The sequence below is a fragment of the Gaoshiqia hydrogeniformans genome (assembly GCF_049347105.1).
GTDB lineage: Bacteria > Bacteroidota > Bacteroidia > Bacteroidales > Prolixibacteraceae > Gaoshiqia > Gaoshiqia hydrogeniformans.
In genome coordinates this window covers 2303954-2329661 of sequence record NZ_CP186334.1, presented here as the reverse complement: position 1 = coordinate 2329661, position 25708 = coordinate 2303954, and the positions used below count along the sequence as shown (strand labels likewise).

At 45.2% G+C, this 25708-nt stretch carries 15 protein-coding genes; all 15 read right to left on the bottom strand.

The genetic code is table 11. The features are described 5' to 3' along the window. Nucleotides 1–22: 22 nt before the first annotated feature. Nucleotides 23–1156, bottom strand: a complete 1134-nt coding sequence (locus tag ACOIT5_RS09355) for a hypothetical protein (RefSeq protein WP_423130198.1) — start codon at nucleotides 1154–1156, stop codon at nucleotides 23–25. Nucleotides 1157–1236: 80 nt separating this feature from the next. Beyond that, nucleotides 1237–3060: an FAD-dependent oxidoreductase gene (locus ACOIT5_RS09350; RefSeq protein ID WP_423130197.1), complete on the bottom strand. Its 1824-nt coding sequence runs from the start codon at nucleotides 3058–3060 to the stop codon at nucleotides 1237–1239. Between the two features lie 70 nt (nucleotides 3061–3130). Then, nucleotides 3131–5602, bottom strand: coding sequence for a hypothetical protein (locus ACOIT5_RS09345; protein WP_423130196.1), 2472 nt, complete (start codon nucleotides 5600–5602; stop codon nucleotides 3131–3133). Between the two features lie 168 nt (nucleotides 5603–5770). Then, entirely contained in the window at nucleotides 5771–7564 is a 1794-nt protein-coding gene (locus tag ACOIT5_RS09340; protein WP_423130195.1) for a RagB/SusD family nutrient uptake outer membrane protein, read from the bottom strand. A 13-nt stretch (nucleotides 7565–7577) separates the two neighbouring features. Beyond that, nucleotides 7578–10901: a TonB-dependent receptor gene (locus ACOIT5_RS09335; protein ID WP_423130194.1), complete on the bottom strand. Its 3324-nt coding sequence runs from the start codon at nucleotides 10899–10901 to the stop codon at nucleotides 7578–7580. A 164-nt stretch (nucleotides 10902–11065) separates the two neighbouring features. Then, a complete protein-coding gene (locus tag ACOIT5_RS09330) occupies nucleotides 11066–12181 on the bottom strand; it encodes a FecR family protein (protein WP_423130193.1) in 1116 nt (371 codons plus the stop codon). Nucleotides 12182–12254: 73 nt separating this feature from the next. Then, nucleotides 12255–12875 carry an RNA polymerase sigma factor gene (locus ACOIT5_RS09325; RefSeq protein WP_423130192.1) on the bottom strand — a complete coding sequence of 207 codons (621 nt, stop codon included), beginning with the start codon at nucleotides 12873–12875 and terminating at the stop codon, nucleotides 12255–12257. A gap of 340 nt (nucleotides 12876–13215) precedes the next feature. Continuing rightward, nucleotides 13216–14820, bottom strand: a complete 1605-nt coding sequence (locus ACOIT5_RS09320) for an arylsulfatase (RefSeq protein ID WP_423130191.1) — start codon at nucleotides 14818–14820, stop codon at nucleotides 13216–13218. Nucleotides 14821–14854: 34 nt separating this feature from the next. Further along, on the bottom strand, nucleotides 14855–16234 hold the full coding sequence (locus ACOIT5_RS09315) for a sulfatase family protein (protein ID WP_423130190.1): 1380 nt from the start codon (nucleotides 16232–16234) through the stop codon (nucleotides 14855–14857). Nucleotides 16235–16253: 19 nt separating this feature from the next. Then, the gene (locus ACOIT5_RS09310) at nucleotides 16254–17669 is read right to left on the bottom strand and encodes a sulfatase-like hydrolase/transferase (protein ID WP_423130189.1); all 1416 of its coding nucleotides are present in this window, start codon (nucleotides 17667–17669) and stop codon (nucleotides 16254–16256) included. A 3-nt stretch (nucleotides 17670–17672) separates the two neighbouring features. Further along, complete coding sequence (locus tag ACOIT5_RS09305; RefSeq protein ID WP_423130188.1) at nucleotides 17673–19217, bottom strand: alpha-N-arabinofuranosidase; 1545 nt, start codon at nucleotides 19215–19217, stop codon at nucleotides 17673–17675. 316 nt (nucleotides 19218–19533) lie between these two features. After that, a complete protein-coding gene (locus tag ACOIT5_RS09300; RefSeq protein WP_423130187.1) occupies nucleotides 19534–20745 on the bottom strand; it encodes a RagB/SusD family nutrient uptake outer membrane protein in 1212 nt (403 codons plus the stop codon). 92 nt (nucleotides 20746–20837) lie between these two features. Then, on the bottom strand, nucleotides 20838–21011 hold the full coding sequence (locus ACOIT5_RS09295) for a hypothetical protein (RefSeq protein ID WP_423130186.1): 174 nt from the start codon (nucleotides 21009–21011) through the stop codon (nucleotides 20838–20840). Nucleotides 21012–21024: 13 nt separating this feature from the next. Further along, nucleotides 21025–24420 (bottom strand): TonB-dependent receptor, encoded by a 3396-nt coding sequence (locus ACOIT5_RS09290; RefSeq protein ID WP_423130185.1) that lies wholly within the window; start codon nucleotides 24418–24420, stop codon nucleotides 21025–21027. A 94-nt stretch (nucleotides 24421–24514) separates the two neighbouring features. Continuing rightward, the gene (locus tag ACOIT5_RS09285; protein WP_423130184.1) at nucleotides 24515–25492 is read right to left on the bottom strand and encodes a FecR family protein; all 978 of its coding nucleotides are present in this window, start codon (nucleotides 25490–25492) and stop codon (nucleotides 24515–24517) included. Between the last annotated feature and the right edge of the window lie 216 nt (nucleotides 25493–25708).

The following is a 25708-nucleotide window of genomic DNA, read 5'->3' as shown; positions in this document are numbered from 1 at the left end:
TGAAAAACATAATCAGCAGTTTTTACTGATTCAGCTCCATGCCTGTTTTCGTGTTGAGTAGTCTGGCTGTCAAATTACGCACATAAGCGTCTTCATGCTCCGAAAGATTCTGAACTACCTTCAGAATCTGATTATTTTTAATCAAATATTCAGGAAGAACAAGGCGGTAAATTAAATTAAGTGACCCAATCCCAATCCGTTGTTGTTGAAACAACTTCAATAAATCAAGTACCACATCTTCACTTACCCGCCCAAACTCGATGAACCTCCAGATAAGATCATTCTTTTTTTGCGGCGGCAAATCAGGCATCAATTCAACCAATTGTTTCTGAATTTGTATGTCTGCCAGTCTGAACACCTGAAAGTATTGAAACGCCTGCTCCGAAATTACCGCATTCTCTGATTTTATGCACCTCATAATCAGGGGATATAAATCAGAATGATATTGAAAATGTTGGTCAATACGTTGGATGGCCCACGCTATTTTGGAAGGATCCCGGCTTTCAAACATAAGCGTCAGAAAATCAAGACTGAGTCTTTTCATTAAGATTTCATTTATCCGGTCATGCGTGGGTCCGTAAACCGTGTGCCAAAGTGTATGGCAGGTGTAAACGGCGTCTTTTACAACTACTTCGGCAAGGGCCGGCCGGGTGGCCGCGGTGTAGCCGTCCACCTCGTAAGCTTTGTACACATCAATCGAGTCGGGCACCGCGATCAGGTCGTCGGGCTTTAAATTTTTCAATATCGAAGCGGTATCGCGCAGGATATTTTCCAATTTTTCGTAATCGGCAGCTTCAAATTCCGTGTGGTCCGATTTGGTCAGCGGTTCTTCCGCCGGAATATCCATACCCAGGTAATTTCCTGCGCCGTCCCAAAACAAAGTCAACCGGATCATTTTACATTCGCCGGTGATACACACATCTTTATAGAATTTCCGCCCAAACCAAACGGTCAACCCGTTTTCATCCTGAAGTTCGACAATTTCGGGGTTTGAAAGCGAATCGGCTTGATCTTCAAAAAAATGAACAATCCGGCGCCCGTCCATTTCCCATAAGCCAGTTCGCGAAGGCACGGGGTGAATTTCCGTAAAACCGGCAAGCAACACGACAATCATTGCTGTCAATCCGCTGATGTAGTATTTTTTTCTGAAAACCATTTCAAAACAAATAATCACCCGATGGAGTTTCTGCCATCGGGTGAAATGAAATTCGGAACAAATTTAGTTGGTAAACAGTTTTATTTTTTCGGTCCCAGGGTTGAACCTTCGTTGTACTTTTGCATGTTTTCGGCATCGTATTTTCCAACACCTTTTTCCATCAGGGCTTTCAATTCATCCAGATGATTCTGATAAACGCCGCGCGGGTTGGTGTTGTTTTTAGCAGCAATTGACGCGGCCATGCCCACCACTTCGCCCATGATCCCGGTGGTGCGCATCACCCGCACGGTTCCCAGCGCCACGTGCGTCACGCTGATGTTACGTCCGGCCATAAACAAGTTGTCTACATTGCGCGAATAAAAGCAACGGTACGGAACCGGGTACAGGTGAATCGGTTTGTGTACCGCGATGGATTTAAACTCATTGCCCGGAAAATGTTCGCTGTTTTTCGGGTCCGGGTAATGCAGGTCGATGGTCCAGGATGTTGGCGCCGACGCATCGGGGTACAACACATAGTTGGTCAGGTCCTGTTCTTTCAGGATGAGATCGCCGAGCAGCCGGCGCGATTCCCGCTTGCCGGCAATGTAGGCCACCCATCCGAGTTCCCGGTTTTTATAGTCGTTTTTTACAGAACTGTGATTTTTTAGGAACGACCAGTTGGAATAGACCACCAACAGCCCGTAGTCGCGGATACGCTCAAAGTCGTTGATCTGGTCGAGGTTCATGCCGGTTTCCCAGGTCCATTCCCCCATAGTTACTTTTTGCGCATTTTCTTCATTAAATTCTACGCCGTAGCTAAATTCAGGGAAGGTGCTTTCCTTATCATTTTTAACCGAATACCACTGAACCGACGAGCCCATGGTCATTTTATCGGCTTTTTCGGGGGCAGTAGCTTCGCCGAATTCATCTTTCCCTTCGCGGCCCATGTTAAAGTCGGCACCTGCAAGAAAGCCGATCGTTCCGTCGCCGGTGCAGTCGGCGAACAGCGGAGCGGAAAACAACATTTCTTTTGCCGTTTCAATATGTCGTGTCTGCACTTCTGTAATACGCGAGCCCTTCTTTTTTACGGCGAAAGCGCGGTAGTTGGTGAACAATGAAATATTTTTTTCGGCCAGCACCATCTCCATTTTTTTTTCATCTTCGTAATAATCAGCCGGCTGTGCATTTCCGCCTTTCGACGGGCCGATTTCCTTCACCACATCGCCCAGGGCCGGAAACGGCTCCACGTTGATGCGGCCGCCCAAATGAACGCGCACCTCCGAGCTGTTGTTTCCGCCCAGCAAGGGGCGGTCTTGGATCAGCGCCACTTTCAGCCCCAGTCGTGCGGCCGAAATGGCTGCCGTTGTACCGGCAACCCCGCCGCCAACAACCACCAGGTCGAATTCGCCTGCTTTTTCGGTTTTTTTGGGAATGCCCAATTGTTTCTTGCGGAACTTTTCAAGTGCAGCCATTTCGCTAGGTGGCGGTGTGTTTCCTTTGGTAAAAAAGATGGCGTCCACCCGGCCGTTAAACCCGGTGAGGTCGCGCAAGGCAACCGTCGTTTTTTTGTTGGCGATGTTCACTTTCCCGGCATTTTGCCACAGCCATTCCGTGCCGGAAGCACCCAGCAAGGTTCCAGTGCTTTGCCCATCAACCAAGAGGTTGAATTTACCGGGACCTTCGCCTTGCAACCAAGGCGATGTCCAATTGAAGGTGCGCACAAACACATTGTACTCACCGGTTGACGGAAATTCGGCTGTTGTTCCAGCATCGGCCACCGGGACACCCATGCCATGGGCCATCAGGTAGGGCGAGCCCATCAGGTCCATAAACTGCTGGTCAACCACCCAGCCGCCTTTGTTGGAAAAGTTTTCGGCTTCGATAAACAGGGATTGCGCATAAATGGCACCAAGCCATACAGTCAAACAAATTGAGATTAATAAAGTCTTCTTCATCATATCAGGTTGATCCATTTGTGTTTAAAAATACTTGTATTTATTCATATTTCAGCCAGGCAGTTGCTTTACAATCTTTATCGCATACAAACCGGATCCACCGCGACTGAAACGTTTCAGGGAAACTGTACTCATCTGTTTCTCCCGGGTTCACGGTAATTTCCCGATAAGTCATCCACGGACCGTGCCCAATCGGTTCCACTTCAATTTTAAACCGAACCGGTTTATCAGATTGATGTGAAAGTTTCAGACTTCTTTTGTCGTAAAAGCCGATCAGATAGGCATCCGATGGTTCGTTTGCTTTTACATCAGCGTTTTTCCACGGCCCACCTTCGCCAACCGGTTTCCCCATTTTCCAGAGATCGTCGATCACGCCTGCCCACAAGGCCACCTTGCCATCTTCGGAGCGGATGATATGCTCTTGATTTTGGGGCAATTCATTCCGAAGCCCGGTCATGATGAGCAATCCGCGATAGGATGCATAGTCGTAAATACGGAAGTCGTGCGATGCGACCGGGCGGATTTTGGCATAACCATCCGCATTTTCGGCGGGCAGTTCATAAAACGTACCGGCACAGTTGAACAAATCGCGTTCGGTGGCCACCTCGCGACAAATGCGAAGCAACCCATTGCCGGTCAGTTCGCCGAACCTGGGATTGCCTTTGGGCAAACGCCAACGGCGTCCCAAATCGTCAACGACTAAAACAGAAGCATCATCGATGCTGACTACATTTTGCGGGATGGCAAATTTTTCGCGGATGAACGCAGCGGTTTCCGGGTCTTCTTTTTTCACCAGCTTCATAGCCGAATCCAGCTCATAATAGCCGGTTTCTTCAAAGCCATTGTCAGAAGTTGTTCCTGCCAGAATGCCCAAAGCGCGGCGGTTGTTGCCCAAACCCCACAGCAAACCGGCAGTTGTTTCGTTTTCATCAACATCGGCAAGCCCTGCAAACATGGCATCGGCAGTTGTGTTGCGCTTGTCTTTTTCAGTGTAAGAAAAATGAACTGTGGCTTTGGTGGATTTGTCGGCGACAACCCGCACCCATTCACCGGATTCATTGTTTTCGAAAGCAACATCCGCGCTTTTCCCGGCATCAACCTGAACCGATTTCAAAGGATTCCAACTGCCATTTCCTTCCTTGTCTACCTCAAACATGAATGTTACAGCAGACTTTCCTTCGTTATTAATCCATGCCGAACGTACCTCCCAACCGGCAAAAAGAAATGGCTCGGAGGGTTGGTTGGCTTTGATTTCTTCGGAAATCCATACGGCGCCTTCAGCGGTATTTGGTCCGAGCTGATCAGGGGTATCGAATGAGGTAAACCACAAGTTTGAATTGGATTGTCCGGGGCCTTCAATGTTTCCTTTTGCTTTTCGTTTGTTCAGGAATTCTTTGTTGGCCGAATCGTCGCAACCGAAAACCAGTTGGTTGTTCCAACGGGTATAGTCGCCGATCACTTTCAGATAGGCCGAACGCGGGCGGATGCCCGCGCTGTTTTCTGCCGTAAAGGTTGCGGGAAAACGCCAGAACAAACCGTGCATGGTCATCAGGTAATCGGGTTTTTCAGGAGCGCCGATATCGCGGATGCGCGGCCACTCGGTGTTCCAGCCGTGGGCGCCGTCGTAACTGTGGCTGGCTTTGGGCAGGCGGTAAAAATCCCAGCCTGTTTCTGCATTTCTGACACCCACCAATACCGATTTATGGTCCCAGCCCGTTGCCCAAATGGGGTCGGTTTCAGGATTGGAGTTACCGTAAATTCCGCCCGGACCCGTCACTTCCACAAACTGGTTTCGGCGGACCACCTTCCAGCCTTTGCCGTCCCATTCGGCCAGCACGCCCGCTTCGATGTCGAATTTTTTCAACGCTTCCTGTCCTGTCTCACCGTTGTTTGAATAAACCATTACGCCTTGTCCCGAATAAAGCCCTTTCCCATGAGCCCCAACAAGCAAACTGGCTTCCTGGGCCATTTCGCCCGGTTTGCGGTTCACGTTCCCATCCTGGTATAACATAGTTGGCTGAAGCGATTTTACATCTACTTCGTAAAAACCTTCTTCCATTGTTCCGTAGTAAATTTTTCCTGCGGGGTTGGTTAAATGACGAGCGTTTCCTGTATGGCGTCCCGGCATGTCTGCGTAAGGAATTGCACGAACATTTCCGCTTGCATCAATGGCATAGGGGCCGATAAAAAGCTGGTTGCTTTCTTTGTGAATCATGCGGTTGGCAGGGGTTCCGCCAATGCTTTCAGGCCGAACGGTCTTTTGAAGGTCAGGAGTTATTTCATACAGTTTATCGGATGAACCAAGCGGAAGATGAGGACCGTAGGTAATGACCCAAAGTCGTCCGGCCCAGGGCACGACGGCTCCGGTTCCGCATTCGCCTTCATTGTTATAATAAGCCAGATGCGGATAGACGCCGCTGTAGGATTTTAATTTTGTTTCTTCTTTCGGGCTTGAACAACTGTAAATCAGCAAAAAAGCAACAAAAGTAAAAATGGTTATTCCTCTCTTCATTGAAGTATATTTAATAAGTTATAGGTTAGTTCTTAGTTTGAAATATTTTACATGAATCCATACTTGCGACGAAGATGGAAAGGTACGAAACCTTCTCATTCAATTGAATAATAAGAGGCTGACTAAAAATGAAAGACGAGTCAGCCTCTTATTATTTTGTTCATGCTGTTACCACTTTGGGTTCTGATCAAGGTTTTCGTTAATCAGGCGGTCAGCATCAGGTACAGGCCACAGATAGTCGCGTCCGGCATCGAAATTTCGTTCAGTTGCCACAACGATATAACCTACAGTAACCATACCGCTCAGGTCGGCGATGCCATTTTCATCAATCTCCGGTACACCTCCGATGGGATAGTTTCCGTTGTTCCAGTTCTGTATCAGTTGACGGTATTCTGTAGAAACAGAAGCCTCGTCGCCATTCCAGGAGGTTGAGCCTGACCAGGCACGGCGCAGGAAGTAACTGGGCCGGTTGTAAACCTTTTCGGCAAGTTTCCAGCGAATTAAATCGGCATAGCGATGGCCTTCCCAGGCAAGCTCAATGAAACGTTCGGTACGGAGGACCGTACGCATCGCGCTTTGTGTACCAAGTGTAACCGGCGGATAGGCAATCCCTGTTCCTGCATAAGCTCTCTCCCTCAATTTATTGATGGTTTGATCCAATACTTCCTGTGTACACTTGTTTTGTTCGATCATGGCTTCGGCATACATCAGCAGCACATCGCCGTAACGTAACAAGGGATAGGTGGTGGGCGCGCCGGTGCGCCCGTTTTCAAGGAATGTGTTGTCGATATACTTTTTAAACAGCAAACCAGTGTAAGATGCGTGTTCGGCACGTGCTTTCGAATCGGTATTGCTTACTTGCGTGCCATCGGATGCACGGTAAACCGTGGTACGGTTAGGTGCGGGCGAATACTCATAACCAAGCCACACATAGTTCTGAGGGTTATAGGTTCCGGCGAGAACATCTTTGTTATGCGCAGTAGCGAAGGGTACGATGGTCATGGCCATCCGTGGGTCGCGGTTTTCGAAAAAGTCTTTTGGGTTGTAAAGAGGCGACTCGTCAATGGGTTTACCGTCAATACATGGATAAGCACAAAGCAGTTCGTACGAAGGAGCTTTCTGTCCTCCCCATCCTCCCGCAAGACGGGAAATGCTGTTGAGTACGTCACCGGCAGCCCAGTAGTACTTTTTCAATGTTACATCGCCACGAAAGAAAAATATCCATTCGTCCGACCACGACACGGTAAACAAATCCCGATAATTGTTGTGGAGTTTATAGACATTTAAATCCATACAAGCTTTTGCAGCCGTTGCAGCCGTTTCGTGATCACCGTTCCTAAGGGCTATACGCGCCTTAAATGCAAGGGCGGCGCCTTTCGTAGCACGCTGGATGCCTGAGTAGCTGGTCGGCAGGCGTTCGGCCGCCTTATCCAAGCATTCGTAACTGTAGGCCAACACGTCGGCTTTGGGCGAACGCGCTATCACATAGGCCTCGTCGAGGGTCATGCCCGTTTTGTCGAGAATGGCATCGCCCCAGTGGAAGGCCAGCATTCCGTAGGCATAACCCATATAAAAATAAGCTTCACCCTCATACTGCGTAATTTTAGCTTCCGGCACGCCAATTGCGCGGGCATCGTCCATCTTGTTTAGCAGGCGTAACGAACGGGCAATACCCTTATAGTAATTTTGCCAGCGGCCGGCTACAGTGCCGTTCTCAGCGGTCATCGTCCCATTCTGTACAACCGAGGTCGTGTTGCGTGCTGTCATGTCGTCACCCCAGGCCATATCGTCAATGGGGAAAAAGTCCGTGCGGTAAAAATCGTTTACCGACATTTCTATCTCCTGTTGCGTTGAATACCAGTTTTCACTGGATCCTTCCGAGAGGGGATTCAGGTCGAGATCAACGCAGGCCGGGAAGGAGAACGCTGAAAATATAACGGTAATTGATAGTATCTTTTTCATACGATTGAATTTTTTAGAATTTGACATTAACACCCAGGATGAATGATGTTGATATAAAATCTGACGATGAGCCCACTTCCGGGTCCCATCCTTTCGGATAGTTGCTGATGGCCGGCAGGTCATTCACACTTAAATAGCAGCGCAAATCTTTGATTTTTGCCTTACTTAATAAATTTTTAGGCACCGAATAGCCCAGCGTGATATTTTTTACCCGGAAATAAGCGCCATTGAAAAGCCAATAATCTGATGGTGTAAATGTATTTGTAGTGTTAGTATAGGTCAGGCGAGGGTATTTGGCTTTGAGATTCTGCACTTCGGTATTGTGTTGGCTCCAGTAGTTGTCCAGTAAGAGTTCCGGAACAGCGCCCCATTGTTCTTTCAGCGGCTGTATCCATGCCGAATTGAACAGTACGCGTTGGTGTCCTACTCCCTGAAACGAAAGGTTGAAATCAAACCCCTTCCAGCCCATGGCAATATTGCCTCCGTAAAGGTATTCAGGCAGCGAGTTACCGAGGCCCACTTTATCATCAGAATTGATGGTTTTGCTATCATCGGTATCCATGTATTTAATATTTCCCGCTTTATCGTTTGCCGTGAGCGTAGGATATTTGTTGCCGTTTGCATCGTAGAGGTCGGCATCGGTCTGAAACAGGCCATCAGTCTTGTACAGGAACCACTCATTATAATAGGAGCCCTTTTCATAGTACTTATATCTATTGTTTTCATCCCTATCATCATTTGCATGAATGGTGCGTTTGTCGCCCAGATAGCCCATTTTTGAACGGTAGTCAGACAAGTTTGCCGAGACGCTGTACCAGAAATCGCCAATTTTATCAGACCAGCCCACTTCCACATCCCAGCCTTTGGTGTACATATCGCCCGCATTTTGTTGTGGCGCCGAAAATCCCGCGTAGGAGGGAAAGCCGAGGACAAGCAACATGTCGTTGGTTTTTTTGTAATAGTAGTCGCCTGAGAGACGCAAGCGGCTGTCGACGAGATGAAGATCAAGGCCGCCACCGTATGTTGTAGTCGTTTCCCATGTGATGTTCTCGAATGCATAATAAACCTGAGCAGCATTCTGTACGGCTGTTACAGATGACGTTGATTTGTCGTACATGTAACTATTGCCGAAGTTAATGGCTGCCTGATAAGGAAATTCCGAGCCGATACGTTCATTACCGAGTTGGCCGATGGAACCGCGCAACTTCAGGTAATCTACAAAGTTATTTTTGAACCAGGATTCCTCTGAAATGACCCAACCGGCCGAGGTTGAGTAGAAGGTACCCCAACGGAAATTTTCTGCGAAGCGGGACGAGCCGTCACTACGGACATTCCCCTGAATCATGTACTTGTTTTTATAGGAATACATCAGGCGTCCGAATACTGATTCGTAAGCGTTATGTCCTGCTTTGCCCAAATTGTACTGATAATCCTCAGGCCCGATGTTGAGGTAAGGATAGGTGTCGAGCAGATAGTTGGTACGCGAAGCACCCAGCTCTTCCCACTTATAGGAGTAGCCCTCATAACCGGCCATGATGTTAAACGAGTGTTCGCCCAATTTTTTTTGATAGTTGCCGTAGAACTGGGTGGTGAAGCTGTTGTTGTTGTTACGCGACTCCTCAAGACCGGTAACCTTGTGTAACTGCATATTGGTGGTGGAACCATTTTCGTAGTAAACCGGCACGGCGCGCGAGAATTTTTTGCCATTCGTGAATGCATATCGCGGCGCTACAATGGCTGTCAGCGTAAGGCCATTCATGGGAGTGATGTCGAATTGTGCCTTGGCGCCAAACTTATAATAATCGATGTTGTTCGTGCCGCCTTGTTCGAGGCCGGCGAGCGGGTTGGCCCCGTCTTTCACGTCGGCGTAGCGGCCGTCCTCCCATCTGGGGGTGTAATAGGGCGCAACCAGATATGCCCAGTAAATGGCGTTAATTTGAGACGGGGAGATCGCGGTTGATTTTGAAAAGTCCAGGTCAAGATTGGCATTGAGCCAATTTGTTATTTTATAGTCGTTGTTCACACGGCCCGCAAAACGTTCATACGACTTATTCAGATAATAGCCGTCGCCTTTCTGATAGTTAAAAGTGGATTTCGTACGCAGTCTTTCTGTACCTCCCGAAACACTCAGCATATGCTGTTCATGCGAAGTCGATTTTTTCAGTATCAAATCCACCCAGTCGGTATTGGGATAGTGCCAGGGATCGGTAGCGTTGTTGCTAAGCCACGAAGCAATTGTCTCTTGCGAGTATTGTGAATAAGGATCTGAAGCACCATCATTCCACTTTACTTCATTTTGCACATTCATCCAGTCGATCACGTCACCATTCTTAGGCTGCGTGGTGGGTTTGTCAATGCCGTATTCATAGTTGTAGTCGAATGAGAATTGGTTCTGTTTGGCGCGTTTGGTGGTGATCAGGATTACCCCTGCTGCCGCACGCGAACCATAAATTGACGCCGAGGCTGCATCTTTCAGTACGGTCATGGTCTCCACGTCGGCTGCTACCACATCGTTAAGCGATGAGGGAACACCATCGACAATCACCAAAGGATCGTTGTTCGAAAGCGTGGTGATACCACGGATACGTATCGTGGCCGAAGCGCCCGGCGCCCCCGACGAGCGGGTAACCTGCACCCCTGCCATCTGGCCCTGCATGGCAGTAGAAAGCTGTTGTGTCGAACGTTTGGATAAATTCTCGCCTTGTACGCTTGCAACCGCCCCGGTCAAGTCGCTTTTACGGGCAGTACCGTACCCAATCGCCACCACTTCTTCCAGGCCAATGGTTTCATCGGTCATCGATACATTGATCACTGATTGACCGGAAACTTCTTTTTCAATGGTTTTCATCCCGACAAAAGAGAATACAATGGTTGCATTGGGCGGAACATTGGAAAGCAGGTAGTTGCCTTCCAAATCTGTGATCGTACCATTCGTAGTGCCCTTTAGCACAACCGTGACGCCCGGAAGCGGAGCGCCGAAGGAGTCGGTGACTTTACCGGAGATGTTTCTGGACTGCTGAATGAATCCGGCTTCCGAAAGCGTTGACAACACGATTGTTCTGTCAATCAGGCGATAGGTCACATTGGTGTTCTTGAACAAATCACCCAGGATGTCATTAACTTTTGCGTCTTTGTAATTAACATCTACTTTCCGGTCCAAATCGATGACGTCGCGGTTGTAAACAAAATTGAATTCACTGTTGTCTTCAATACCGGCAAGGACTTGTTCCACCGTTGCATTTTTAAATGAGATCGTGAGTTTTGCCATTTGCGAGTAACCCTCGGATGCCATCAGGTTGAGAAAACCCACAAGTAAAAGCAGTAGCGTTAGTTTCATTTTTAAACCAATTTTTTGCTCAAAGCCAATAATTCTGCTACGGGCGTAGAACATTCGTTTTTTTTCCATAATTTTAGGTGTTTAATTCATATTAAGGTTTTAAACCTTTTAAACTGATGCAGGGAAGAGGGCCATTCTTTCCTGCATTTTTAATTTTTAAGTGTTCATTGTAACCTTCGGGTGTTATCTCTTGATATGATTATTTTTCTTGTTGAAAACGTGGTATCGTTATTTTTCTCAGCTTTAACCGACCGCCATGTGATCGGCAACGAAACTGCAAATATTTCCATAATCCGGTCAATGTTCTGATCTTCAAACGTGGCGTTGAAATTGTACTCTTCCAATGTTCTGTCTTCCAAAACAAATTCCACGTTATGTAACCGTTCAAGCCGGTTTAATATCCCTTTAAACGGTTTGTTCCTGAATACATATTTCCCGTTCACCCAACCTGTAAACACGTCCATATGATCCGCCCTGGTAACGGTAAGCATATCTTTTCCCCGGTCCAGCCTTCCCATCTCTCCCGGTTTCATCCGGTATTCAGTATCTGACTGATTTCCTTTCCCGTTCAACTTTACGATCGATATCTCACCTTCAACCAAGGCTGCTTCCACATCAGGATCATCGTCGTAAGCCCGGAGGTTAAAAGTAGTGCCGTACACTTTCACCTGCATCCCGGAGACTGTTACCAGCATCGGTTTCTCAGGGTCTTTTATAACTCTGAAAAAACCTTCGCCGCTTAATTTTACTTCCCGGTATGCCGGGTCGCCCACGATCGGATATTGAACCGAACTGCCCGAATTCAACCATACTTCGGAACCATCGGGCAATACAGCCTTTGTTCTGCCTCCCAACGGGGCCGAAACCGTATTGTAAATTCCGGCTAACCGATCGATTTCTTCATTTTTGAACGATGTTAATTGCTGGGTTTTATTAAAAAACCAGAGAGAGGTAATGAACAATGGAATAAACAGGATGGCAGCTATTCTGCTAACCCAATTTATAATGGTTCGGGTGTGCAGTTTGGGGCGTGGCAGATTTGCAGATGTTCCTATGCCCAGCCGTTCCCACAAGTAATTTAATTCTTCTTCTGAAAACCTGGTCTCTTTGAAACTCAATCCGCCGATAAGCGTTCTCGCCTTAATAAATTCTTTTTTGCCAACCGAATAGCGTTTTATAAGTGCCTTCCGGCTTGCTTCGTCCAGCAAGTCAAAGTGAATTAACCCATTCTGGAATTCTTCGTCGGCAAGAAGTTCGTTAAAATGATTTCGATCAGTCATACCTTCATTAATAAATTTCCCTGTCTATTTATTAAGAGTATGAAATCAGGAAGTAGTACTGCAAAAAACCGGATTATTTTTTTTGAAAGAGCAAAAAAAGATTAAACAACATGATGTCCATATCATTAATATCTTCTTCCGAAATACCGGTTAAACCTTCCGACAGTTTTTGAAGGATCCGCGGCATATTGTTTTTTATCGATTGTTCCTTGATCTGGACAATAGCAGCAATTTCCCGGTAAGTCAGCCGGTGATAAAACCGGAGAAAGATGATTTCCCGCTGACTAACCGGCAAAGCGTTCAGATTTCTGACAAGCTTGTCTTTTATGTGAACCGACAGATAAACTTTGTCAATAAATTCATCGGGGTCAAACACTAAGGATTGAGAATCTTCTTCTGAAATATCATCCAGGGGATTCATATTCAGCTTGGCCTTTTTTGCAATTAAAATCCTCCTGCGTAAAGAAACGAATAAATAGGCCAGTAGATTAGACACATCACCGAGACCTTCCCGGTTTTGCCAGATCGTAATAAAAAGATCCTGTATCTGATCTCTTACAAAATCGGGAAAAGGGATTAGCTTGACGCCGTAAGCATACAGTTTGGGGTAATAAAACTTAAAGATCTGAGAAAACGACTCCTGATCGCCCGACTTCATCCTTCTCCATAAAAGAGCGTCATCTGTTTTCTCCATCTTTTTCTCCATTTAGTTTTTCTTTCCTCCTTTCGGAGCATGTCAAAAGTAAAACTAAATATCAGCACCGAAAAATGAAACAGGATTATTCTTTTTCGTCTCTTATCCAGTTTTCGTCAATGGGACACCCAAAATCAAAAAAAACCAATCTTATTTTTACTCTATTCCAGTCAAATAAAAATCATACGAGAAAAATGTGATGAAACAGGAAAATGGGATTCGGAAGCTGTCAAAGGTATAAAAAGCGGCTTCGTGCCTACCTTGCTCTTGACAAAACCCAAATCCCGTTCTATATGGCTTTTGCAATTGTAAAATGGGAAAATGAATCAAATCTTATCGTTTAGTTTTGTTTGTTATGAGGAGTTGAATATCCTTTCCCTTTTGAATCTCCTTTGGGAACAACTTGATTGTCCTGTGCCCATGTCCTCCATGCTTTAGCCAGTTTTTCCACAATTTCGGGATGCTTCGATGCTACATCATGAAGTTCATTTCTATCTTCAACTACGTTGTACAGCTCCCACTCAAAATCACCAAATCGTGAAATAATTTTCCATTCGCCGGAACGAACAGCGCAATTATTTTCATGTTCGAAAAACAGAAACTCACTCGGTTTTCTTTCCATTCCGGAAAAAACCGGAGCAAAGCTCGTACCTGCCAAATCAAAAATAAAATTGCCCTTGTATTGTTTAGGATAATCGGCATCAGCCATATTAACCAGTGTAGGCATGATATCGGTAATGTGGGCGACATCATCAATAAAATGCCCTTCAAGTTCGGAGGATATTCCTTTGGGCCAATGCGCTACAAAAGGGGTTGCAATTCCGCCTTCGTAGGCCGAATTTTTATAGCGGCGGAAGGGAGTATTACACAAGTTAGCCCAGCCTCTGCCGATAGAAATGACACCACTTTTTTCCGGATTATTTACATCTTCAAATGCCCCTCCTCCGAATTCATTATACGGTTCGGCGCAAGCGCCATTATCCGAGAGGAAAATAATCAGCGTATTTTCGATTTCGCCTTTTTCTTCCAATGCTGCTATTATTTTGCCAACATTCTCATCAATTGAAAATACCTGTGCGGCATAAACAGCCATTCTATAATCGGAACGTGTCTTCTGATCTTCAGGCACCTGCTCCCAGGGTCTTACATTACTGTCGCGTGGGGAAACGCCCAATGACTCATCAAACAAACCAATTTCGACCTGACGTTCAAATCGTTGGCGCCGCAATTCATCCCAGCCAACCATATACTTGCCGACAAATTTATCAACGTCCTCATTTCTAGCATGTAAAGGCCAGTGAGGCGCATTATAAGCCATATAAAGGAAAAACGGCTGATCGTTCTGGTTCTGAGTTATCCAGTGTACCGCTGAATCGGTAAAAGCATCGGTAGCATAGAAAGTTGACGGGTCTGGTTCCTCCAATACGTCATTCCCGTACATGAACAAATCTTCGGGTTTAAAATAATTAAAAGCCCCTCTGAGACAGCCATAATATTTATCAAATCCGCGTTGCAAAGGGCGATCATCCATATCGTGTCCAAGATGCCACTTTCCGGTCATGTAGGTACTATAGCCAGCTGTTTTTAGCACCTCAGCAATGGTTACACCATTCCGGTTTAATTGTCCTTTGTAGCCGTCAACTCCATAATCGAAGTCGAAAGGCCCTTCTGAAGTCATGTGTCCAACTCCGACTTCGTGCTGATAAAGACCGGTTAGTAGCGAAGCCCTTGTCGGACAGCATCTGGCTGTATTGTAGAACTGTGAAAACCGAACTCCATGTTGCGCGAGTTTATCGATATTGGGTGTCGGAATTTCACTTCCATAACATCCGATATCGGAAAATCCCATATCATCAGCCAGTATTAAAACAATATTGGGTTTTTGAGCTAATCCTGCACTGAATGAAAACATTGTGGCTAAGGCAGCAATTGTCCTTTTATTCATGGTAAATTACTTATTTGGTTAGTAAATTCTATTTTCATTTTTCCTCATTGGAACCTCTGTGCAAATGGAGGAGCGCTTCCATCTCTGTTTCCTGTCCTTTGTCGCCGCAAGAAGCCATCCATTCGGTTAAAACCTGGTTCATTTGTTTAAGTATATCTCTGTTTTCCGGGTTATTGGCAATGTTATTGACGCAATAGATGTCGTTTTCAATATCATATAGCTCTACCTCCGCACGGTGCTGATAACGGTGTGTCATTTCACGGGCAAAAGGGTCGTTTTCGGCTATTTCTTTCCATCTCGCAAAAAGTTTCCCTTTCGTTTCAGCATTTTGAAAAGTTGCTTCCGGGCTCAGGTTAATGATGTACCGGTACTTCTTATCGGCAACCGACCGTATCCCGTAATGATCGCTTCCGTTGATAATGCCGCGTGTAGTTTGCAGGGAGAAAGTGTATTGTTTGTGTTCCCGGCATTCTTCGGTGAGCAATGGCACAATGCTTTTCCCGTCGAGCGGGGCAATTGGTTTTGTCCCTGCTATTTCAAGAAAAGTAGGGACAATATCGACATATTCGATAATGGCATCCGATGTGGCGCCCGGTTTTATTTTACCGGGCCAGCGGACGATACAGGCCGAACGGACCCCGACATCGTAACAGGTCCATTTGGCAAAAGGGAAACTGTTTCCCTGTTCGCTCAAAAAAACAATCGCTGAGTTATCGGTAAGATTGTATTTCTCAATTTTATAAAGCAAGGTTCCGAATTCGTTATCCATGTAATTGATTTCTGCCAGGTATTTGCAGAAATCGTTTCTTGTTTCGGGAATATCCACAAAAAAGGGAGGGAGCTTTACTTTTTCAGGGTGAAACATTTCCTGATCCCCTTTATTCCAGGGAGTGTGAGGCTGGTTCGACATCACAAAAAGACAGAAGGGCTGGTGGTTTTCGTTGCACACATTAATAAATGAATCGATTGCTGCGAAATTAATATCATTGCTTTTGGTAAGCGGGGCATACAGATCCCAGGGAAACACTGCGTCAGGATGGACATGTGATTTCCCCACCAATGCCACCCGATAACCGGCAGGTTTAAGCTGCTGCACAATGCTCAGTGTCCCTTCTTTGGCCCGGGTGTGGTTGGGATAAGCCCCTGTTTTTACAGGCCAGATACCTGTTAGCAGGTTGTGCCGTGTGGGCGAACACATAGGCGCTGCCTGGTATGCTTTGGTAAAGCGGACGCCCTCTGTTGCAAACCGGTCGATGTTCGGCGTTTGTGAATCGGCGCTGCCATAACAGCCCAAGTCGTAATACGAGCAGTCGTCGGCCAGAAATAATACCAGATTGGGCTTTGGGCCGGTTTGGGCATTTACGGTAAACGCCAGACATGTTGAAACTGCGGTGTACAATAAATTCCGTTTCATGTATCTTAAATTTTGTTGATTAGTATCCTGCCGGGTTTAAGATTTGCTCCGAATAAATACCTTTTTCAGAATATTGGGGCACCTGAGGGTTTACTTTAATACTGTAAAACTTTTCTATTTCCGTAAACAGTTCTTCAACTTTATCAGGATATTGGCCCGCCAAATCAATTTCTTCGTTCGGGTCTGAATCAATCCGAAACAATTTATAAGCCGGTGAACCCTTCAATCCGGCATCTGGCGCTGGCCGCGAAACAATGAGTTTCCATTGATCTGTGTTAATGGCTAAATCTTCAATTTTGTCATCCCCCTGATCTTCATAAGTGAACCAATGTCTGTCATTCGTAATAGTTTCCCCTTTCATTACAGCTAAAATATTTTGTCCATCCAGTTCGTTTTTTGGTTTTCCTACGTATCCTGCAACAGCCATAAGGGTCGGCAAAATATCGATATATCCAATACGTTCTTCGATTATTTTTCCCCCGGAGATTCCCCCTGATGGCCATCTTGCTGCTGCGACCACGCGTATCCCTCCCTGGTACGGGGTCAGCTTTCCTCCTCTGAGTTCTCCATTGCTGGCCCCTTTGAGCAAACCTCCGTTGTCGCTGCAAAACAGGACAAACGTATCGTCCAACTGTCCCCGTTGTTTAAGACAACTTAATATTTTGCCAATGTTTTGATCCATATTATCGACCATTCCGGCATAAGTCCGTTTAACACCTTCCCTTTCTGGATATTTAGCTTCGTCTTCGGGCTTGGCATTAAAAGGGCCGTGAGGCGCAGTAAAAGGCACGTATAAAAAGAAAGGCTTGTTGTCGGGTACTGAATTGATAAAGTCCACCGCAGCGTCTCCAATCAGGTCGGTGGTATAGCCTTCTTCGTTTACCAATTGGTCATTAACATACCAATCAAGCCTCCCCTCCAATTTGGGGGAAATGGACAGGTTGCGGTTGAAATAATTAACCGCTCCATTGAGGCACCCCTTAAAATAAGTAAATCCCCGGTTATGGGGCAACCACTCCGGACGATGAGAACCCAGATGCCATTTCCCAATGATGCCCCTGTAATCGTAAGCTGCTTTTCCAAGCATATCTGCAATGGTTTCTTCGTTGGCAGAAAGTCCAAAATCGCATTGCGGGGAAATGGCTGAACGCATCAATCCAAAGCGGATCGGGTAACGGCCCGTTATTAATCCCGCACGGGTGGGCGAACACATTGGGCAGGCATAAAACTGATTAAACCGAGCTCCCTCGGATGCTATTTTATCGATATGGGGAGTTTTTATGTCGCTGCCATTGTATCCAACATCCCCAAAACCCAAATCATCGGCCAAAAGAATGATGATATTGGGCTTCTTTTCGGCGATATTGGTTTTTGAACAGGAAATAAGACTGATTCCGGAAATAAATATTCCTATTGTAGGAGTTATTTTATTCATTACTTACCTACTTACTTTTCCTTTCACCATGGTAACTGAATGTGCAGGAAAAACATAAGTTATTCTGTTTCCGTTGTGATTAACTGATGGCTTTTCTTTCGCACATACTTCTGTTTTTTTGAAACTGTTTTCCGATTTCAGGTCCGGACCGTTTACTTCGTATACCCGAAAATCGCCTTTGAAAGGGCCGTTCTGTGAAATAATGTCAGCGGTTATAGCTTGGTTGCGATGTTTGTTTACCACACAAATTGTTACTTCGTCGTTGTTGCAGGTAGCCGAAACATCCAAATACGGAACATCCTTCAGTTCAGATGGCAGGCGGTCATTCGAGTTGTAGAACTTATCGGTGCTGTATTTTTCACAATCGACAAAGACATCCAGCGCCGTGCCGTACATGTTGTTTGCAAACAATTGCAACGGATAAAAAATCGTTTGTTTGAACAAGCCTTTTTCGTTGGTCATCACCGGTGCAATTACATTGACCAACTGAGCCAGGTTGGCCATTTTTACCACATCGGCATTCCGCACAAAAGCATTCAGGAAACCGGCAATCACCAAGGCATCTTCCAGGTTGTAAACCTCTTCCAGCCCCTCCATTTTTCGGTAACAGATATTGTATTCGTCCCAGGCAATGTGCACTGGCGGACGGTTGCCCCGGTTAGCAGTCTGCATTGCCCGTTCAATCATTCCTTTTACAATGCGGGTACGCTGTTCCATAATCAAAGGAGTGGAAACAAAGTTGTAATACTGGTTGTCGGGGTTACCCACGTAAATGTGCAGGGCGATGTAGTCAATCACATCTTTCAGTTCTTCCAGAATCGTTTGGTTCCAATCGTCGGGATCTGCGCTGCCGAGATAGTTGGATGAACCGGCTGCAATCAGTTTAATGCCGGGCGAAGTACGTACCATCAGTTTGGCTGCTTCGCGGGCTTTGTCCGCGTATGCTTCAGCGCTCATGTGCCCCATTTGCCAGGTGCCGTCCATTTCGTTTCCCAGTCCCCAGTATTTAACATGATAAGGTTTAGGATAGCCATGCTTTTTGCGAAGTTCAGCAAAGTAAGGGCCTTCTTTTACATTGCAGTATTCGACCCATCGGCGTGCTTCTTCAATGGTTCCGGTACCAAGGTTAACAGCAATATAAGGTTCGGTGCCAATGGTTTTGGTATACTCAATAAACTCATTGGTGCCAAACTGGTTGCTTTCGATGGTTCCCCAAGCCAGTTCCATGCGCGGTGGGCGTTCTGACCTGGGGCCAACCCCGTCGAGCCAGTTGTAATTGGAAACAAAGTTTCCGCCGGGATACCGGACAATCGTTGGGTTCAATTCTTTGAGCGCGGCCACAACATCCATCCTGTACCCATTTCTGTCTGACAACGAGTTGCCCGGCTCGTAAATTCCGTGGTAAACACAACGGCCCAGGTGCTCGATAAAATTTCCGTAGATATTTTTGTCCACTTCTCCGATGGTGCGGTCAAGGTCAACTTTTATGCGTGCGGGCTGGGCGAAAAGGGGCGATGACATTAAGATGCAGCATAGTAACAGTAGCAAAACAACTTGTTTATTGCTAGCAAAATTTCTTGTAAGGCTTTTAATCTTCTCTGTTCTGACTATTTGTTGCCGGGTTTTTGACGAAGACATCGAAAAGGTGTTCATAGTGATTGATTTAAAATGCAAATACATCAGCTCAATTATAAAAAGATGAGGCTGTCCAAAAACTCTGTGATTATCGGTGTTTTCACCCCGTGAAGCTCTGTGGTAAAAAAGAAAATGAACCACAAAGTTTTACAGCGTTACTTACAGCGTTTCACAGAGAAAAATTATTATAACATTTATGGACAGCCCCATCTTGATTTATACCTGATAATTAATTATAACCTTCGTTCTGCATCAGGTTTTCATTGGCATCCATTTCTGTTTGCGGAATTGGGAATAACACATGGAAAGGTTTAGCCAAAGTGATACCCCTGTCCAAAGCATTTTGAATAAACCGGCCATGCCTAATTAAATCCGGCCTTCTTTTTCCTTCACTGTATAATTCCCAGCCTCTCTCAGCAAGTATTTTGTCTATGAAGATCGCCTGATTTGGAATGTCTGTAAGGGTATAATCAGGTAGTCCCGCTCTGTTTCTTACCTCATTCAATAAATCCAAAGCCTCTTGTGAAACAGTACCTGTAGACATTACCAATCCTTCTGAACGGGTCAACAATATTTGGGAGTATCGAATATAGGGTACATCCTGACCACCAATAGTTGGATCTGCTGAATTTTCATCAATAGGGTACTTAAAGCTCCTTGGGTGTTTATATTTATCACCTAATGGCAGAGAGGTGGGGTTAAGTAAATCGACAAACACCCCTTTATTTGAAATATATTGAGTGACAATCAAGTCCGCTCTTTTATCGTTTGGATCAAACGTATAGTAAAAAGCATCCTGAATGGTTTGTTGAGTTGCAGCATTTACTACTGAAGTAGGATAATCTCCGGGGAGCACATTCCGTGTCCAATTGCTTCCAACTGGCTCTACGTCTATGTTAGGAAAAACATAAATCATTTCCTTATTACCTTCATTGTTCAATGCAAAAATATCAGCGTAATTAGGTAATAACTGGTAGACCCCTAAATTAATTACTTGTTGAGCTGTTTGTGCTGCATCACCCCAATTTTTGGTATTTAACTGAAACTGGGACAACACGCCTAAAGCCGAACCACGGGTTGCCCTTCCAAATTCAATTGCCGACACAGTCGTTGGCAGTAAAGGGGCTGCTGCTGTGAGTTCTGAAATCACGAAATCCTCAATTTCCTGAGCTGAGGCACGTTCCGGGAAAAGATCGGTTGTATTCTCTGTAATCAAAGGAACTCCCCCAAACCAGTCGTAAAGGAAGTTATAAGCAGTCGCTCTAAGGAACTTAGCTTCACCCAGATATCTGTCCTTAAGTTCCTGACTTAACAATGGATGATCTGGAATCGTAGTAATCAATATGTTGGCATCCCTGATAGCCCTGTAGTTTTGGCGCCAATAAGGTTGTATAACTTCTGTCCACCCCGGATTAAAACTGAATTCCTGATATCTTCTCATTGTATTATTGAAGTAAGCCCCAATGTAAACTTGCATTATATCGGTTGTAGCTTCATTTAAAGCGATATAGTCGGCAGCGCCTCCCCATCCGTTTACTGGCCATTGGCGTAAGCAGAAGCCAAAAGCGCCTCTATGCCTTCCTGAGTCTCCAAAAAAGCTCCCGAAAATTCAGATTTTGGTTCAATTTCTAGGGGTTTTTCACAGCCCGACAGTATAAGAGCCAGTAACCCGATAGCAAATACTGAATATCTATTTAATAATTTCATTTTCTTTTTCTTTTTAAAATCCTACATTAATTCCTAATTGAAATACACGGGATGATGGATATGCTGTACGATCGATACGTGCCCCCGACTGTCCCAATGAGTTCACATCCGGATCATATCCTGGATAGTCAGTTATTACAAATAGATTCTGTCCTCCAATAAATATATCCAGAGACTTTAAAAAGTGTATGTTATCCATAGGAACATTGTATGTTAACTGCACGCTTTTTAAACGAATAAAAGAAGCATCTGATAGTAAAAAACTGTTCGATTGCGAACCTCCATATTTACTAAAGTCTATTGCTGATGGCCATTTATTGGACGGATTTTCCGGAGTCCAGCGGTTAAGCAATGGTTCTGCCAACCGGTTTCTGTAAGTATCGTTTGGATATAGAGCATCAGTTAGTGCCCAATTCATCAACTCTTGACCTAAGGACCCATCAATAAAAACATTCAAGTTAAAATTCTTAAAACTAAGAGAGTTGTTTATGCCAAAGGTGAAATCGGGATAAGGATTACCTAATACAACCCTATCTGCATCAGTAATTTGATCATCCTTATTAACATCCAACCATATTGGGTTTCCTGGCACTATGTTTGGTTGAGCTGCAATAGGGGCCTGGCCTTCCTGAAAAATCCCGATTGCTTTGGTTCCATAATATGAATACAGTGCTTCCCCTGGCCTAATGAGAGATAATATTTGCGCATTTGATTGAATAATCTCTGGTATATTACCCAAACTTACTACCTCATTTTTAGAGGTAGAAAAATTTAAATCGGTCGACCATTTTAAAGCCCCGGTCAAATTAACAGTACTAAGCATGACTTCGATGCCTGAATTATCAACCTGTCCCACATTGCTGGCAAGTACTGAAAACCCGGAAGTACTTGGTATTGGCAGATTAAGCAATAAATCTTTATTTGATTTTTTATAGTAATCGATACTTCCCCTTATCCGGGATTTAAAAAATCCGAAATCTACACCAAAATTCATCTGTTCAGAAGTTTCCCATTTTAAATTTGGGTTTGGGATCCTTGAAGGAGAAACCCCCGATACCTGTTGCCCACCATAAACAGCAACAGCGCCTCCTGAATAGGTAGCAAGTGCTCGTGCAATGCCAATATCATCGTTGCCAAGTTGTCCCCAACCTGCTCTTAATTTTAAGTCAGAAAGTACATCGAAATCCTTTAGAAACGATTCGTTTATAATTTTCCATGCTCCGGAAAAAGAAGAGAAATAGCCATATCGCTTATTGGTTCCAAAATTCGACGACCCATCGGCTCTTATCGAAGCAGTTAGCAAATACTTATCATCAAAACCATAGTTAATCCTGCCGATGTAAGACAATAGTCTGCGTTCCGAAGCAAAACTACCGACTTCATTTAGGGACTGAGTTCCCAAACTTAAGTCGTTTGTTTCGATAACGTCTGACGCAAATCCCTGAGTTCCGGCAGAAAAAGTCCTGTTTTCAAAAATCTGGTAGGTGTTTCCGATCATTGCAGTTAATGAATGCTTATCTGCTATCGTTTTGTTAAAGGTCAAAATACCTTCCAGCAGCATATTTGACAATTCACCACCTACAATAGTGGCAATACCCCCCGCAGATTCACCCTGTTGAGATATCCTGTTTGAATAAATATCCCTGCGTTTATTCATCCTGTCAGATCCTAGTGTTACTTTCGCTTTTAATTCCGACAGAAAGCTATACTCTCCATAAACATTCACGATGGTTCGGTTGATCTCTTCTTTTAGTATCTGTCCATTTACCACGCCGTAAGGGCTACCTAGGGTCAATGCAAATAATTCCCCATCTCTGTCAGGTCTAAAAACACTGCCATCATCATTAAAAACGGGATTAACAGGAGCGTTATTAAGGGCCAGATAAACGGCGTCACCTTGTTCATTAATGGCAAATCCATTTACCGGAACCTGTTTGTTTTTTTCGAAGGAGGTGTTCAATTTCATTCCAAAAGTGAATCTATCACTAACCTTTTGATCTAAATTCAACCGAGCCTGATAACGGTTGTAACCTGTATTCTTTATAATACCCTCTTCCTCATAGGAGCTAAGAGAGGAGTAGTAAGTGGTCCCTCCCGATTTTCCTGACAAGGATAGGTTATTCGTCTGTGTGAATCCTATTTGCAATATCTCATCTTGCCAATCCGTTCCAGCTCCAACAGAATTTATAAAATTGCTATCAAAGGGGGCTGCGTTGCCCCTGGCAATTTCTAATTCGTTCATTACATTGATGTAATCTGATGTATTTAATACGTCTATTTTATGCCTAATCTTGGTAACAGAATAACTTGTGTTAAAATTAAACTTAGGAACACTGCCACTAGTTCCACTTTTTGTGGTTATGATCACAACCCCATTCGAACCTCTTGATCCATAAATGGCAGCAGCAGAAGCATCCTTAAGAATTTCAATAGACTTAATATCGGCCGGATTTATGGAGTTCAATGGATTGTTCTCTGGCAGTTGTCCATCAAATCCACTGTTTAATTGCCCAGTAGCTGTAGAAACGTTATTAATAGGAAATCCATCTACAACATATAGAGGCTCTTGTCCTGCAGTTATAGAACCAGTCCCTCTGATTCTAACAGAAACACCTCCTCCTGGAGCATGACTTGCTTGTGTAATCTGAACACCCGCAGCCCTGCCTTGTAATAATTGATCTACCGATACCGAATTAACTCTATTTAAATCTTCGCTGTTTAACGAAACAACCGATCCGGTTAGGTCACTCTTTTTCACTGTACCGTAACCAATAGCCACAACCTCTTCCAAACCAATGGTTTCTTCCTCCATGCGCACATTCATCACTTGCTGCCCGGCAACAGCTATTTCCTGTTGTTTCATCCCCACAAACGAAAACACCAACGTTGCATTTCCCGGAACGTTTGGAATGAAGTAAGCCCCATCTCCGTCAGTAATCGTTCCTATCGCGGTTCCTTTTATTACCACCGTAACCCCGGGTAAGGCCAGGCCTGAAGAGTCGGTGACTTTGCCGCTGACCCGCGCCGGCTGCTGACCTGTATAAGCGGTTGTCCCGGCACGCAGGATCACCTGCCGGCCAATAATTTCGTAGCCGACTTCTTTATTTTTAAAGATCTGGTTCAAAATTTCCTGGATCGAAGCATCCGAAATTTCAATGGAAACTTTCGAGTTGACATCGACTTCTTCGTTATAAAAAAAGCGGAATTCGCTCTTGTCTTCAATTTCGCGGAGCAGGGTGACGATTTTCTCATTTTTGTGTTCCAGACTGAGTTTGGTATTCTGGGAGTACAGGTCGGCGGCCAAACTGCTGAAAACCGTTAAAATAACCAGCGCCAATGTTAATTTCATGCGTCTTAGGTTTAGATTAAGAAATGACATGATGTCATCACAACATCGTTTTTTTTTCATAGTTTTACATTTTGAAGTGAGTAATTTGATTTGAATCAGGTTATTCCATAAAAGGCAGGATCTCGCACATCCTGTCTTTTCTTTTAAAGACTGACTATTTGCTGTTGATTATTAATGTTCCTTGTTTTTGATCATAGGCATAAGTTATGGGTTTGGTCATGTGAATGTAAGCCATGACTTCGGTTACCGTTTCGTTATAAATTGTACCGGTAAACCGGATCGGGGCCAGTGGTTCATCCAGCGAAATCTGTATGCCGAAATGGCGTTCCAGCCTTTTCATCACTTCGCTCAAGGGTTCGTTTTCAAAGGAAATAAAGCCGTTTTTCCAGCTGATGGCCTTTGCCGGGTCTACCGGCTCAACGGTCAGTTCACGCCCGGCTGTCAGGCTGAGTTGCTGGCCGGGAGTCAGAAGCTGTTCTTTCTCTTCGGTAATGAATTGTATTTTCCCTTCTACCAGGGTGGCCTGATAATCCAGATTGTCGTACGCCCTCACGTTAAACGAGGTCCCCAGTACGCGGATGTTGCCGTAACCGGATGCCACAATAAAGGGCGTCTTTCCTTTTACCACCTCAAAAAAGGCCTCGCCTGCAAGACTGACCTCCCGGCTGTTTTCGGCAAATTGTTGCGGAAAACGGAAAGTGGTTCCTGAGTTGAGCCACACCCGTGAGCCATCCGGGAGGGTGAGTTCGGCCTTTTCGCCGTTGGGCACCCGGATCTCGGCGGTCATCGATTCGGAATCGGAAAGACTGCCCGGCCTGTCCGTGATGAGTTGTCCAAGGTAGATGCCCAGCGTAAAAACGACCAGCAGGACGGCTGCATACCGCATCAGCTTTGAAATCTTCAGCATCCGGCCCTTCCCGGCAAACTGCTTTTTGCGGAATTTCTGATAAGAGGCTTCGATTTGTTGCTTACCCATCGTCGTTTGGGAGGTCGAAAAAGCCCAGGTATTTTTCAGGTCTTCATATGTTTTGCGCAAGGCAGGGTCCTGCCCGATTTCTTCCAGAACCTGTTGCTGCTGAGCGGTATCCAGGTTGCCGGAGATGAGTTCAATAAGGCGTTTTTCCTTTTCCATAGTTTTATACTTCGGTTATATAATCCACCGAAACCGAAATACCCTTGCCCGGGGGAACAATTTTTTTTGAAAAAAATCAAGGGTATCCTCGCAGAAACAGATTTCGTCCCTACGGGACTTGGATGTATATCTGCAACCCAATTCCCTACCCATATTTTATCCCTGCCGGGATTGTCGGGTATACCGGACTATTGTTCGAGGTCAAAAGTTGCCCTG